Here is a 13,009-nt window from a genome sequence, read left to right as displayed (position 1 = left end):
TAACGACTAACGTCGTATCCGGCCTACAAATGGCAGCAATATCAACTCATTGGCGTAATACGGACTTTCGCCGCCACGACTAACGCCGTCAACAGCATCAGACAGCCGGAAAGCGCCAGCGGCGAAAGCAGCCCGAAATTGTCGAGCGCATAACCGCCCACTGCCGCGCCACAGGTATTTGCCAGTTGAATCACCGCGACCTGGATGGAACCGGCTTTTTCCGCCTGATCGGCAAGGGAACGAGTGATCCACGTTGACCATCCCACCGGCACCAGCGCAAACGCCAGCCCCCAGATAATCGCTATGACCGCCGCCACGGTTTTGTCGCTTCCCCACACAATGAGCGTCAGCGCGCTCAGCGCCAGTAGCAGCGGCGCACCGGCCAGCGCCAGTTTTACCGAACGTTTCAGGACGTAAGAGGAGAAAGAAGTGCCAACGAAGCTGGCAATACCAAAACTGAGCAGCACCAGCGTCAGACCATCAACATCAAAGCCCGCCAGATTCATATAGACCGGGCGAATATAGGTAAAGAAAGCGAACTGCCCGGCAAAAGACATAAAGATGGCGATCATCCCGGCCATCACGCCAGGGCGTTGCAACAGGCTAAACATATTCTGTTTCTGGTGAGAAGGTTCGCCCGGCAGCGACGGCAGTGATTTCACCACCCAGATGACGCACAGTACGCCCATCACCGCAGCGGCGTTAAAGACATTACGCCAGCCAATAATACCGCCCAAAAAACTGCCCAGCGGCGCGGCGATCACTAACGCGATGGAGACCGCGCCAAAAATCACCGACAGCGCTTTCGGCACGGTACGCGCGGGAACCAGTCGCATGGTCAGCGACGCCGACATCGCCCAGAATCCGCCCAGTGCCAACCCAAGACAGGCGCGGCCCAGCAATAGCAGCGTAAAGCTGTTGGCAAAGGAGACCATCAGACAAGAAGCCGTCAGCAAAACGGCGAACAGAATAACGATATAACGCCTGTCGGTCGCCTGAATAATCTGGGTAATGAACAGGCTGGAAAACATCGCGACAAACGCCGTAACGGTGACCGACTGACCGGCGATGCCCTCGGAGATCCCCAGATCCTGCGCCATCGGCGTCAACAGACTAACGGGCAAAAACTCAACGGTAATCAGGCAGGCGACACAAAACGCCACGGCAAAAACGGCTGACCAGTTAGGCCTGGCAACCCCATCAGCGCGGAATTTTTCTGCGATATTTTCATTCATTGTGGTTACCTGCGTCGTTTTAGTGCGGAAAATCCACGCAGTGTAACATTACAAAATGTGATCTGATTAACGTTTTAGCAACTGACATTGTTGCGCTGCATTTTGCGAGGCTGGTCGAGAGTTGAGAATTATCTTCTCTCGCTGCGTGTAAAACCAAAAGGTAAGACATAGTGTATCACCTGGTGCTACACTTTAGATTACAGGATGTCAACCTGATGCGAACCTTCAAAACCAGGTGGTTTAACAGAGAAGCGAAGCCCCACACGATAAAAGATGACGAGTTAAGCGAAGCCATCAACGCCGTACTGCAAGGAAAAGCAGATAATCTTGGCGGCGGGGTTTATAAAAAACGTCTCAATCAAAATCGCGATCGCGCAATCGTGTTGGCAAAGGGAGGCGAACATTGGTTTTACACCTTCCTGTATGCCAAACAGGATATGGCCAACATTCGCTATCGCGAACTTGCGGGTTTCCGTGAGTTAGCAAAACACTATGCTTGCCTGACCGAAGATCAGATAACGGCACTCATTAATAACAAAGAACTGGTAGAGGTGCGCCATGTCAGCAAAAACTAAATTCAAAAGCCCTGCCTTTGAAGCGATTCATAGCGCGGCATCTGGATTATTTAGCGTGGATGCCATTCCCCAGGAGACAATGCGCAGTTTTGACACGGCCTGCTTAAGCAGCATCAAAGACCTGCAGCCACTTGAAATAAAAGCGTTACGAGAAGAACTCAACGTTAGCCAGCCGGTTTTCGCTCGGTACCTGAATACCAGCGTATCAACGGTTCAAAAGTGGGAAAGCGGCGCCAAGCGTCCCAGCGGGATGTCACTGAAACTACTTAATGTTGTCCAAAAACACGGGCTAAAGGTGCTGGTATGAGGGTTTTACCGATGGTCTGTTAAGGCTAAGTCGGATGTCTGGGGGTGGGCAAATTCAGTGTGCCACTACAATGTTTTCATGGTGCGCGCCTAAACATTTAGAGTTGTCTATAGACAATCATGTACAACTTCGAGTTTATGATAAGAAATTTTGAGACAGGAGGTATGGCAAGGAGTCACAGTTTTAGTGTTCAAAACAAGATCACATTTCCGTGATATATGTCACGGAAATGAGGAGCTACAAGTCTCTGACGTTTTGGCGTCGTTAGCGGTTATTCGGTGCGTTACTTCTGTGGCTCACCCTTAGCAAATACGATGGCGGCTACGCTTTATTTGGCTAACGATGAATCGCGCCATCCGGCCGTTAATCGTGGCTCGCCGCCCTTGCCAGCCTCATTCATCTCGTCTTTTGTTAACGAGATAGTGAAGAGTATCAATGCAGCCAGTGGACACCCTCTTCCGGCTGAAAAAAGGCGTTATAGCGCAGTTGAAACGCGTTGATCTCCTGCATATCGGGTTCCATTTCGCGCAAAAAGCCCAGCGCCAGCCGTACCTGCGTATCGGTGATCGGCGCGGCTAAACGCGCTTTTTGCAGCAACCGATGCCACCGCTGCAAATTCTGATCGCCGCCATCGACAATCACCATTTGCCAGATCAGTAACACCTGAGCGGCATTTTGCAAATGCGATTCATCAGGGCGATGCAGATACTGTAAAAACTCACCGCCCGCCGTTTTACCCATCTGATCAATCATCGATTCTATCGGCACTACATCAATATTCAGACGTTCGCTCAGACGGCGAATCGCCCGGCGGGTATCCGATGTCAGCACCCGAAAACCCACAATAAACACCACCACAAACGTGGCCAGAATCAACCAAATCATGCGCACATCCGTCACCAAACAGGATGCCCATCATAACGGTAAATTTATAACTGTCGACGTTCTGGCCTGTCAGGATGTGATTTATTAACGCCTGTCTTCATTTACGCCAGACACCGGATGTCCTGTCTGACGAACGCAAGGCATAAAAAAGCCCGGCGTTAAGCCGGGCAAAACGTTACCAAATGCACACATTTAAGCGATATTGACTTGCTGAATTTTTTTCTCACGGCGGATTTTGCGCTCTTCCATCACGGCGACCATCGCCATCAGGCAGATACAGCCGATCGCGGCGGCGTCCAGCGCGGCGAAGGTGCCCGCCCAGCCGGTCAGACCAAAAACGGGGGTGCCGTCGGCAATCATGCCCAGACCCAGCTTGGCAAAGCTATCGCCGATAAGATAAGCGGAGGTTCCTTTGATACCGTCCGCAGCGCCGATGGCTTTTTTCGGTACGAAACCGACTGCCGCCACGCCAATTAATAGCTGCGGCCCAAACACCAGGAAACCGAGCGCGAACAGCGAGGCCAGATAGACATACTGGTTGCTGGCGTGCTGGTAGACGCCGAGGGTGGCGATGATCAACGCCAGCGCCACACAGGCTACCAGCGCGCGACGACCGTTCGCCAGGTCAGAGAGCCAGCCCCACAGCAACGTGCCGACCAGCGCGCCCACTTCGAACAGGGTAAAGCCCTGAATCGCCACCTCTTTTGAAAGTTTCAGTTCCTGGAAGGCGTAGACGGTTGACCACTGGTCGATACCAATACGTACCACATACAGGAAGATATTGGAGAAACACAGCAGCCAGATCACTTTGTTTTTCAACACATATTCAACAAAGATCTGCCACTTGGTCATTTCGTTTTCTTCAGTCTCTTTATCCTCTTCGCTGATCTCTTCGCCGAACAGTTCTTCAGCTTTGCCCAGACCGTAAGACTCCGGGGAGTCGCTGCCAAAACGCAGACCGATAAAGCCAACAATCAGCGCGATAATCGACGGGAAGATAAACATGCCGATGACGTGACCGTCGAACAGGTAGTTGGCGCCGAACAGCGCCACGCCTGCCGCGCCCGCGCCGCCGAGGTTGTGGGAGATATTCCAGAAGCCGAGAAAGGTGCCGCGTTTACGACGCGGAGTCCATTTGGTGATGGTCGAGTAGCTGCACGATCCGCCGGTACTCTGGAAGAAACCGCTCAGGGCATAGAAAGCGATCATCAGAAACAGACTGGTTGACCCCGCGCCCATGCTGGCGCTGAAGCCGAGCATACAGATAGCGGAGAGGATCAACATAAACGGTAGAAACTGCTTGGTATTTTTACCGTCAGCGTAGTAGGAAACCAGCGTTTTCCCCACGCCGTAGGTGATCGAGAAGCCCAGGCCAATCATCCCCAGCTCGGTCATGCTCAACCCGTAGGTAGAAATCATGTCGTTCTGCGCGATGTTAAAGTTTTTGCGGATCAGGTACATGGTCAGGTAGCCGATAAAAACCACCAGATAGGACTGCATGAACGGCTTGAACCACATTTTACGCCGCACATCGAGCGGCAGATCCAGGGTCGGCTTGCGCACCTGGTTTAAGAAGGCCAGCATGGATTACTCCTGAGCTAATTTTTATACCTGCGAATGGCAGGCATTGTAAAAATCCACAGGAAAAGGGGCCTGCGACAGCGTCCAGGCAAAACCGGGAAAATTTCTTAGTTTTGCCCCATTCAGCGCAAAAAGGTGAGGTGCATCACGCTTCGCTGGTCTCGCGCGGGGCCTGAGCGTTCAGAAATGGCAGCAGCAATAGCGCAGAGATCCCCGCCGCGATGGCGATGACCGCAAAAAAACCGGTCCAGTGCCAGATCTCCAGTACTTTCGCTAACGGCCAGCCGGAAAGCGACGCGCCGAGATAGGCGAACAGGCCGACAAAGCCGGTGGCCGCGCCCGCCGCCTCTTTATGCGAGCACTCCGCCGCCGCCATGCCAATGAGCATCTGCGGGCCGAAGACAAAGAAACCGGTGGTGAAGAAACAGGCCGCCTGCATCACGTAGCTGGCGAACGGCATCAGCCACAGCGAACCCACAGAGAGCAAAATCCCGGCGGCGAAGATTAAATTCATCGGTCCGCGGTTGCCGTTGAAGAGTTTGTCCGAGCCCCAGCCCGCCACCAGCGCGCCGATAAATCCACCCAGCTCAAACATCGATACTGCCGTGTTGGCCGTGACCAAATCTACGCCCAGCGTCTCGGACATATACAGGTTGCCCCAGTCGTTGATCGCCGCGCGCACCACGTACACTAAGACATAACATAGCGAAAGCAGCCAGATATAGGGATTCAACAGCACATATTTAGCGAGGATTTCTTTGCGGCTTAGCCCCGCGCCCTCTTGCTGTTGGGCAACCTCCAGCGCATCGTGCCGCCAGTCGCCTACCGGCGGTAAACCAATCGCCTGCGGACGGTCGCGCAGCCGCCAGCAGAGGACCATGCCCACCCCGATGGCAAGCAATCCGGCCACCATCATCCCGACGCGCCAGCCATAATGCAGGGCGACAGCGGCCATAACGAGAGGGATCAGCGCCCCGCCGACATTGTGCGCGGTGTTCCATAACGCCCACCAGCCGCCGCGCTCGGTACGCGAGTACCAGGCAGTCAGCAAACGGGCGCAAACCGGCGATCCAAACCCCTGGAAAAAGGCGTTCAGCGCCCATAGCAGCGCAAAGGCCCACAGCGAGGTCGAGAAGCCGAACAGAATATTCACTACGCCGGTCGCAATCAGCCCGATGCCCATAAAATAGCGAGCGTTAGAGCGATCGCTAACGATGCCGGAGACAAATTTCGACACCCCGTAGGTGATGTAAAACAGCGTCGCCAGCAGGCCGATATCGCTGCGGGTCAGAATGCCGCTGGCAAGGATTTCCGGCGCGGCGGCGTTAAAGCTTTTACGGGTGAAATAGAACAGCGCGTAACCCAACCAAATGGTGATCAGGATATGCCGCCGCCAGTAGCGATAGCGGGCGTCAACCTCGTGCTTATCGGTGATGAGCGGCGCGTTGGCCGGGGCTTTTAAAAACGAAAGCATTATCCTTCCTTAAACGTAACGCTGGGGCAACGAGACGCTCACCCGCGTACCGTGGGTACAAGAGATGGTTAGCGTCCCGCCGAGCGCCGACACGCGTTCGCGCATTCCGGTCAGGCCGAAGCCCTGCTGGTGAGAGCCCGGCGGCAGGCCGCTGCCGTCATCCTCAATCACCAACATCAGCCGCTCATCCTGCTGCCAGCCCTGGAGCGTCACCGCGCTGGCATTGGCATGTTTTACGATGTTATTCAGCCCTTCCTGACAGACGCGAAACAGCGTCACGCGCTGACTTTCACTCAGCGCCGTTTCGTCAATTCGCCAGTCGAGGTGACTGACAATACCGCGGCTTTCCAGCTCCATTTCGCGCAGCAGCGAACGGATGGCCTGCGCCAGCGTTAAGTCGTCTAACTGGCGCGGGCGCAAGCGCCCCAGCAGGCGACGCACGGCGTCATACACGCCCAGCGAAAGCTGCTCGATAAGTTGCCCGCTCTGCTTCACGCCGCCGTTATCCGCCGCCAGTCGTTGCACAATGCCCGCCTGGGTTCGAATCGCGGTGATGGTCTGTCCGATGTCATCGTGCAGCTCACGCGCAACATCGCGCCGCACGCTCTCTTCGGTCTCCAGAAGACGCTCCGCCAGCCGATGGTTGCGCGCCAGCTCCTTTTGCAACGACAGGTTCAGCTCGCGCAGGCGCTGAATGCCCGCGCCAAGCAGTAGCCCGGTCAGGCTTTGCGCCAACAGCGAAAGTAATAAATCGACGGGATGATCGTGCCAGGTCTGGCTGGCGATCAGCGCGATAGCGTTCATCAGTGTGGCAATGAGCGCGCCCTGCCAGCCATAATGCCAGGCGAGCGCGATAATCGGCAACGCCAGGCAGAACGGCGTGAAGCGCGAAAGTTCAGCAGGTAAACCCAGTTGCAGCCACAGACTGACGATAAACAGCAGCAGATACCAGATCAGATGCCGCCCGCGCCAGTTTACCGGCTGCGATACCAGCGATGGTCCCAGCGGCAGCCAGGTAGTGCTGGTGAGATAGTGCCAGAAAACCAGGCAGATGGGGGCCAGCGTCAGACCACCCGTGAGGGTCAGCAGTAGCGCGTTCCATGCCGCTTCCCCCTGCCCCAGCCAGGGCAGGGATTGCAGTAGCGCCGCGGCGGTGAGGGCCGCGCCCTGAAGCAATAACGTGCGCCAGTCGCGCTGATGGCGGTAACGTGAGGTTAGCGCCACGGGCAGTAGCGTCAACACACTACCGATCATCAAAAGCGGCAGATGGGCCAGCGCAACTTCCTGCGCTAACCAGTACACCAGCAGCCACTCCGCGCCCAGCAATACTGGCCAGTATCCGCGCGGACATTGCAGCATAAGCCCCAGGCGCAGGCCGAAGGGAAAGAGCAGCGCCGCCAGCTCCGGGCGCTCTACCAGATGCAGGCTGATACTCCACAGGCAGAACCACGCGGCGGAGAAGATAAAAAAGCAGGCAACAACGGTGATTAAACGGGAAAAAAAGGTGTTCATTACCAACCGTCAAACATGCGATGCGCCAGTTCAACGTCATTGCTGACGCCTAATTTTTCCAGTAGATTCGCGCGATGGACATGCACCGTTTTTGGCGACAGCCCCAGTTCGGCGGCAATCTCTTTTACCGCCATACCCTGGGCGAGTTTTTCCGCCACCTGACGCTCGCGTTTGGTCAGCGGATCTTGCCGACCCGCCGCCAGTTTCACGGCAATATCGGGGGTCAAATAGCAGCCGCCCGTCGCCACCGTATGCACCGCGGCGATCAGCTCATCCGGACTACAGCGTTTAGAGAGGAAACCGCGCGCGCCGGCGTTCAACGCCTGTTCCACCAGCGCCGGGCTATCGTGAACCGAGAGCATGATCGTCGCCATCCCTTTTGGCAGTTGGCTTAGCAGCTCCAGTCCGGAAATATCCGGCATCGAGATATCGCAGATACACACCTGTACGCCGCGCCCCGGTAAGCCTGCCAACGCTTCGCGCCCGGAACCAAACTCGGCGACCACCTGCAAATCAGGTTCCAGCCCCAGTAGCTGTGCAAAGCCGGAGCGGACGATAAGGTGGTCGTCGATAAGGGCAACGGTGATCATGGGTTCATCCTGGCGCTAAGGCATGCCTGATGGCGCTGCGCTTATCAGGCCTACGGGCAGGTGCCGTTGTAGGCCGGATAAGGCATTAATGCCGCCATCCGGCAAAAGCACTTACCTTAACGATAAGTGCCTGGGTGTTCAAGCCTTGAGCGGTCAGACAATGCCTGTCGTGACGGTGAACGTCCGGGTTTGCTGCGGTTCCAGTTGAAGCAAGGTTCCATTTCGCTGCGCCGCGAGAAAACCTTCAGGCCGACAGGTCGCGGGCAGGGCAAAGGCGGCAACCTGCTGATCGCCGTTATAAAGAATCCAGCGGGTCACGTAATTTAGCTCCGCGCTGGCGAAACGTGTCACGAACGTGGTGCCATCCGGGGCGATCATACTGAATTCCGGGGTATCCGTGTATCTGTCCAGTTCATCGGCGAAGAACACGATTTCCGGGTCATAAAAGCCAGGCTCGTTAAGCGTTGCCAGCGAGGCTTCACCCTGCAAAAGCCGTTGATTAAACGCCAGCCACTGCGCCGTGGGTTTGACATGCGCCGGCACCGACTCGCGTAGCTTCAGCGCGGTATCCGGGATATTCTGGCGGAACGTGGCGTTCGGCACATAGGCATAGTTCATGTGGCACATGTACTGTAGCGGCATGGCGACTGAAGCCAGGTTAGTCACGGTCATCTGAATATCAAACAGCGCGCTTGATTTACGCATTACCACCGCAGGTTGCGCCTGATAATGATGACCGAACCCCATCACATACTCGTAGCGCCCGGTCACGCGCAGACTGTCGCCCTCTAACTCCAGCCAGGCGTCGTCCATAGCAGCGCAGGGCATCTCGCCGTGCAGCGGATGTGTATCTTCCGGCGACGGGCAGCCATTCGCCAATAGTCCGGAATGGAAAGCAAAGCAACCATACGTTGCCACCACTTCCGCAGCCGGCTTCGGCTGGCGGAACATGTTGCGCATAGTCAGGTCATGACCGTCAAACTGCGCGTCCCAAATCATCTGCCCCATCCAGGGCAGAATCACCAGATGACCGCGGCTGTTTTGTATTTTCAATCCTTCCACGCCGCTGGCGTAACGAAACGCCGTAACCGTAAAATCGTCATTTTCCAGCAAGATACGCGGCTGCTCGCTAAAAAGCTCCCGCCATAATGTAATACGTATTGTCATGGTTGATCTCCTCAGGACGCGGCGACTTCAGCCAGGTTGCCGCGCACTTTGCTTTCGCGCCAGAAGTAAACGCCAACGTAAACAAAGCACAGCATGGAAACCAGGAATGAGAGCTGTAGCGAGTGGAACATGTCCGCCACGTAGCCCTGAATCGCGGGAACCACCGCCGCGCCGACAATCGCCATCACGATGACCGCCCCCGCCATTTCGGTATGCTCGTTATCGACGGTATCGAGCGTTCCGGCATAAATGGTCGCCCAGCAGGGGCCAAACAGAACACTGACCAGCACCGCCACGTATACCGCGCTAAAGCTGGGTGCCAGCGCCACGTAGGCCAGGAACAGCGCGCCGATCACAGAGTAAAGGATCAGGACTTTTTCCGGGTTAAAGCGTGTCATCAGAATGTTGGCGATAAACTTGCCGATAAAAAAGCAGGCGAAGCTGTAGACCATAAAGGTTGAGGCATCGCGCTCATTGATATCGCCTAACTCCAGCGCCAGACGGATAGTGAACGACCAGACCGCCACCTGCATTCCCACATACAGGAACTGCGCCACAATACCGCGACGGAAACGGGCGTTGCTGGCGAGATAGCGTAACGTATCCAGCGCCGAGGGGCGTTTATGACTCGCGGTTTGCGCGACTTTACAGGTCGGGAAACGCGTCAGCAGGAACAGTACCATCACCACTACCAGAACCATAATCATGTACTTATAGGGTTCCAGAGTGTTTTCCAGCATCAGCACCTTGAAGTTGTGGACTTGCTCGGCATTCATGCCCGCCATCTGTTTTTCCAGGCTTTCCCCTTCGGAAAAGACCAGATATTTACCCAATAAAATTCCTGCCGCCGCGCCGATCGGATAAAAGGTCTGGCTGATATTCAGCCGCAGCGTGGCGTAGGCTTTCGGCCCGATCATCGAACTGTAGGTATTCGCCGCCGTTTCCAGGAAACTCAGGCCAATCGCAATGGCGAAAATCGCCGCGAGGAACATGGTGTAGGTCGCCATGTGCGACGCCGGGAAAAAGAGCGTACAGCCGACAATGTATAGCGTCAGGCCGATAAGTATCGCCACTTTATAACTGGTTTTTTTAATGACCAGCGAGGCCGGAATAGCAATTAAAAAATAACCGCCATAAAAGGCGCTTTGTACTAATGCCGAAGCAAAGTTGCTCAGCGAAAATACACTTTTAAATTGCGTAATCAGAATATCATTTAACGCGGCTGCGCATCCCCATAATGGGAATAAACAGGATAACAAAATAAACTGGAACAGAGGTGTCTTATTCAGATACCCGTCGGGCATCTGAACGATGTTTTTATCGTTCATAGTGCTACCTTTAACAGTGCAGGGTGATTGTTATTCGTTCAACGAAAGATACTCATTAAATTGTTCAATGCTTGGATAAGAGGATTGGGTGCCTTTCCCGGTGACGCTGAAAGCGGCAAAGAGGACGGCTTTTTTCATGGCGGCTTCCACATCCCCGCTCTGGACGTAGTAATGCGCGAAACAGCCGATAAAGGCATCGCCCGCGCCGCTGGTATCGACAGCGTTCACTCTAAACGCCGGGACATGGACTTCCTGGTCACGCGTCATCCACAGCGCGCCTTTCTCACCCATGGTGACGATAATATTGTTCAGCCCTTTATCCACCAGCGAACGTGCCGCTGCGCGAATATGGTCATAGGTATCCACTGGCATACCGGTTAATATTTCCAGCTCGGTTTCATTGGGTACAAAGAAATCGCATTTACAGGCATAAGACATATCTAATTCCCGTAATGCTGGCGCAGGGTTTAATAACACTTCAATCCCATGTTTCTTGCCAAATTCTATTGCGTGATAAACCGTTTCAAGCTGAACTTCCAGTTGCAGAACAATAAGCTGGCATTTTTTTAAATCTTCCGCCGCGCGATCGATATCTTCCGGCGAGAGAAACTTGTTGGCGCCTTTGATGATCAGAATGCTGTTGCTGGAGTTGGCGTTGACGAAAATCGGCGCTACGCCGCTGCTGGTACACGGTACTTTTTCTACATACGTCGTATTGATCCCCCAGGATTCGAGATTACGAATGGTGTTGTCGGCAAAAATATCGTCGCCCACTTTGGTCAACATCAATACTTTTGAATTGAGCTTAGCGGCCGCCACGGCCTGGTTCGCCCCTTTTCCGCCGCAGCCGATTTTAAACGCCGGCGCTTCCAGAGTTTCCCCTTCTTTGGGCATCTGGTTGGTGTAGGTGATAAGGTCCACCATGTTAGAGCCAATAACCGCGATATCCATTTTACTCCCTCTCAGAAATAGTCACACGACAATGATATTAAAATAACATTATCATGTTACTTCCGTATCATTTGTGACTATGATCGCGATTAGAGGATCATTTTGCCATTTACTTCGTGAACAACCCCTGGCGGAACATACGCGCATTAAATCATTTTTAGGGTTACAATTTACTGAAAATTAACTATTTATTGTTATAAAACGCGAATAAACCCACTTTTATTTCCTGACAGCCGGACGTATAGTAGTGCCACACTGTAATGTTCTCAGAAACACATAAATGTTACTGATGGAACATAACAACATGATTTGCGGAGAGGGTGAATGGAGACCAAGCAAAAAGAACGTATCCGACGCTTGATGGAGTTACTGAAAAAGACCGATCGAATCCATCTGAAAGACGCCGCGCGGATGCTGGAAGTTTCGGTGATGACCATTCGCCGCGATCTCAGCCAGGATGATGACCCTTTACCGCTGGCGCTGCTCGGCGGCTATATCGTCATGGTAAATAAGCCTGCGTCTTCAACCAATATGCCGCTGCCGGCGAAAAAGACGCATCATCGGGACGACCTTCCCGTTGCGATCCTGGCCGCCGGCCTGGTGCGTGAAAACGATCTGGTTTTTTTTGATAACGGTCCGGAAATGCCATTAGTTATCAGCATGATACCGGATGATATTACCTTTACCGGGATTTGCTACTCGCATCGGGTATTTATCGCGCTGAATGAAAAGCCTAATGCCACGGCGATTCTGTGCGGCGGCACCTATCGGGCCAAGAGCGATGCCTTTTATGATGCCAATAATCCTTCGGCGCTGGATTCGCTCAATCCGCGCAAAGTGTTTATTTCCGCCAGCGGCGTACATGAACATTTTGGCGTGAGCTGGTTTAACCCGGATGATCTTGCCGCCAAACGTAAAGCGATGGAACGCGGTCTGCGCAAAATTTTGCTGGCGCGTCACGCCCTGTTTGATGAGGTCGCGCCTGCCAGCATTGGTCCGCTTTCTGCCTTTGATGTCCTGATTAGCGATCGCCCATTACCGACAGATTATGCCGTTCACTGTCGGAATGGTTCCGTCAAAGTCATCACGCCTGATTCGGAAAGTGAATAACTTACTCAAAAAAGACGGCAATTTTATTGAACATGGTGGGATCGGACTGGTTTCGTACCACCTTCGCCACGTCTTCCAGTTTATCGATCTGACTGATCATCTGTTCAAGTCGCTGATCGTCATTGACCAGAAGCCAGATGCGGCTCTGATCGCTACCCTGAATCGGTAAACAGAGAATACCCTCAACGTTGAAAGCGCGTCGGGCGAACAGCCCGCAGACGTGGGTCATCACGCCAGGATGGTTGCGAACGGTCAGCTCCAGAATAACGTTATCATGTGATTGTTTCTGCATGG

13 protein-coding genes are annotated in these 13,009 nt (G+C 54.1%); 3 read left to right on the top strand and 10 right to left on the bottom strand.

Annotation, left to right across the window (positions count from 1 at the left end):
• Nucleotides 1–41: 41 nt before the first annotated feature.
• Complete coding sequence (gene nepI, locus ACQ29O_RS00285; protein ID WP_001004790.1) at nt 42–1,235, bottom strand: purine ribonucleoside efflux pump NepI; 1,194 nt, start codon at nt 1,233–1,235, stop codon at nt 42–44.
• A gap of 215 nt (nt 1,236–1,450) precedes the next feature.
• Between nepI and ACQ29O_RS00280 the strand changes: the two genes are divergently transcribed.
• Both ACQ29O_RS00280 and ACQ29O_RS00275 read left to right on the top strand, forming a co-directional pair.
• The gene (locus ACQ29O_RS00280; RefSeq protein WP_001258723.1) at nt 1,451–1,810 is read left to right on the top strand and encodes a type II toxin-antitoxin system RelE/ParE family toxin; all 360 of its coding nucleotides are present in this window, start codon (nt 1,451–1,453) and stop codon (nt 1,808–1,810) included.
• Entirely contained in the window at nt 1,794–2,117 is a 324-nt protein-coding gene (locus ACQ29O_RS00275; RefSeq protein ID WP_001274841.1) for a helix-turn-helix domain-containing protein, read from the top strand. Before ACQ29O_RS00280 ends, ACQ29O_RS00275 begins: the two co-directional genes overlap by 17 nt.
• Before the next feature lie 432 nt (nt 2,118–2,549).
• Here the strand turns inward: ACQ29O_RS00275 and ACQ29O_RS00270 are convergent, their stop codons facing one another.
• From ACQ29O_RS00270 to rbsK, 8 genes are all read right to left on the bottom strand, one after another.
• The gene (locus ACQ29O_RS00270; RefSeq protein ID WP_001519640.1) at nt 2,550–3,002 is read right to left on the bottom strand and encodes a DUF1198 domain-containing protein; all 453 of its coding nucleotides are present in this window, start codon (nt 3,000–3,002) and stop codon (nt 2,550–2,552) included.
• A 192-nt stretch (nt 3,003–3,194) separates the two neighbouring features.
• Nucleotides 3,195–4,586: a hexose-6-phosphate:phosphate antiporter gene (gene uhpT, locus ACQ29O_RS00265; RefSeq protein WP_000879184.1), complete on the bottom strand. Its 1,392-nt coding sequence runs from the start codon at nt 4,584–4,586 to the stop codon at nt 3,195–3,197.
• 142 nt (nt 4,587–4,728) lie between these two features.
• Nucleotides 4,729–6,057: an MFS transporter gene (locus ACQ29O_RS00260; RefSeq protein ID WP_000948174.1), complete on the bottom strand. Its 1,329-nt coding sequence runs from the start codon at nt 6,055–6,057 to the stop codon at nt 4,729–4,731.
• 9 nt (nt 6,058–6,066) lie between these two features.
• Entirely contained in the window at nt 6,067–7,569 is a 1,503-nt protein-coding gene (gene uhpB, locus ACQ29O_RS00255; RefSeq protein ID WP_001091260.1) for a signal transduction histidine-protein kinase/phosphatase UhpB, read from the bottom strand.
• Nucleotides 7,569–8,159: a transcriptional regulator UhpA gene (uhpA, locus tag ACQ29O_RS00250; RefSeq protein WP_000633672.1), complete on the bottom strand. Its 591-nt coding sequence runs from the start codon at nt 8,157–8,159 to the stop codon at nt 7,569–7,571. The genes uhpB and uhpA overlap by 1 nt, the downstream gene beginning before the upstream one ends.
• A 153-nt stretch (nt 8,160–8,312) precedes the next feature.
• The gene (locus ACQ29O_RS00245; protein WP_000155487.1) at nt 8,313–9,326 is read right to left on the bottom strand and encodes an aldose 1-epimerase family protein; all 1,014 of its coding nucleotides are present in this window, start codon (nt 9,324–9,326) and stop codon (nt 8,313–8,315) included.
• Nucleotides 9,327–9,337: 11 nt separating this feature from the next.
• A complete protein-coding gene (fucP, locus tag ACQ29O_RS00240) occupies nt 9,338–10,654 on the bottom strand; it encodes an L-fucose:H+ symporter permease (RefSeq protein ID WP_000998359.1) in 1,317 nt (438 codons plus the stop codon).
• A 30-nt stretch (nt 10,655–10,684) separates the two neighbouring features.
• A complete protein-coding gene (gene rbsK, locus ACQ29O_RS00235; protein ID WP_000350272.1) occupies nt 10,685–11,605 on the bottom strand; it encodes a ribokinase in 921 nt (306 codons plus the stop codon).
• Nucleotides 11,606–11,929: 324 nt separating this feature from the next.
• Here rbsK and ACQ29O_RS00230 point away from each other — a divergent pair, with 324 nt between their 5' ends.
• A complete protein-coding gene (locus ACQ29O_RS00230) occupies nt 11,930–12,715 on the top strand; it encodes a DeoR family transcriptional regulator (protein WP_000448635.1) in 786 nt (261 codons plus the stop codon).
• A gap of 1 nt (nt 12,716) precedes the next feature.
• Here the strand turns inward: ACQ29O_RS00230 and ilvN are convergent, their stop codons facing one another.
• The gene (gene ilvN, locus ACQ29O_RS00225; RefSeq protein ID WP_001171826.1) at nt 12,717–13,007 is read right to left on the bottom strand and encodes an acetolactate synthase small subunit; all 291 of its coding nucleotides are present in this window, start codon (nt 13,005–13,007) and stop codon (nt 12,717–12,719) included.
• Between the last annotated feature and the right edge of the window lie 2 nt (nt 13,008–13,009).

The sequence above is a fragment of the Salmonella sp. GDC200615 genome, from assembly GCF_050574145.1.
GTDB classification, from domain to species: Bacteria; Pseudomonadota; Gammaproteobacteria; order Enterobacterales; family Enterobacteriaceae; genus Salmonella; species Salmonella enterica.
Note: the sequence above shows the minus strand (reverse complement) of the source record. Positions and strands in the feature narration are given on the sequence as shown.

Bases quoted from the DNA above. Each gene is read 5' to 3' on its own strand.
- nepI (WP_001004790.1), bottom strand. From the start codon at position 1,235: ATGAATGAAAATATCGCAGAAAAATTCCGCGCTGATGGGGTTGCCAGG.
- ACQ29O_RS00280 (WP_001258723.1), top strand. From the start codon at position 1,451: ATGCGAACCTTCAAAACCAGGTGGTTTAACAGAGAAGCGAAGCCCCAC.
- ACQ29O_RS00275 (WP_001274841.1), top strand. From the start codon at position 1,794: ATGTCAGCAAAAACTAAATTCAAAAGCCCTGCCTTTGAAGCGATTCAT.
- ACQ29O_RS00270 (WP_001519640.1), bottom strand. From the start codon at position 3,002: ATGATTTGGTTGATTCTGGCCACGTTTGTGGTGGTGTTTATTGTGGGT.
- uhpT (WP_000879184.1), bottom strand. From the start codon at position 4,586: ATGCTGGCCTTCTTAAACCAGGTGCGCAAGCCGACCCTGGATCTGCCG.
- ACQ29O_RS00260 (WP_000948174.1), bottom strand. From the start codon at position 6,057: ATGCTTTCGTTTTTAAAAGCCCCGGCCAACGCGCCGCTCATCACCGAT.
- uhpB (WP_001091260.1), bottom strand. From the start codon at position 7,569: ATGAACACCTTTTTTTCCCGTTTAATCACCGTTGTTGCCTGCTTTTTT.
- uhpA (WP_000633672.1), bottom strand. From the start codon at position 8,159: ATGATCACCGTTGCCCTTATCGACGACCACCTTATCGTCCGCTCCGGC.
- ACQ29O_RS00245 (WP_000155487.1), bottom strand. From the start codon at position 9,326: ATGACAATACGTATTACATTATGGCGGGAGCTTTTTAGCGAGCAGCCG.
- fucP (WP_000998359.1), bottom strand. From the start codon at position 10,654: ATGAACGATAAAAACATCGTTCAGATGCCCGACGGGTATCTGAATAAG.
- rbsK (WP_000350272.1), bottom strand. From the start codon at position 11,605: ATGGATATCGCGGTTATTGGCTCTAACATGGTGGACCTTATCACCTAC.
- ACQ29O_RS00230 (WP_000448635.1), top strand. From the start codon at position 11,930: ATGGAGACCAAGCAAAAAGAACGTATCCGACGCTTGATGGAGTTACTG.
- ilvN (WP_001171826.1), bottom strand. From the start codon at position 13,007: ATGCAGAAACAATCACATGATAACGTTATTCTGGAGCTGACCGTTCGC.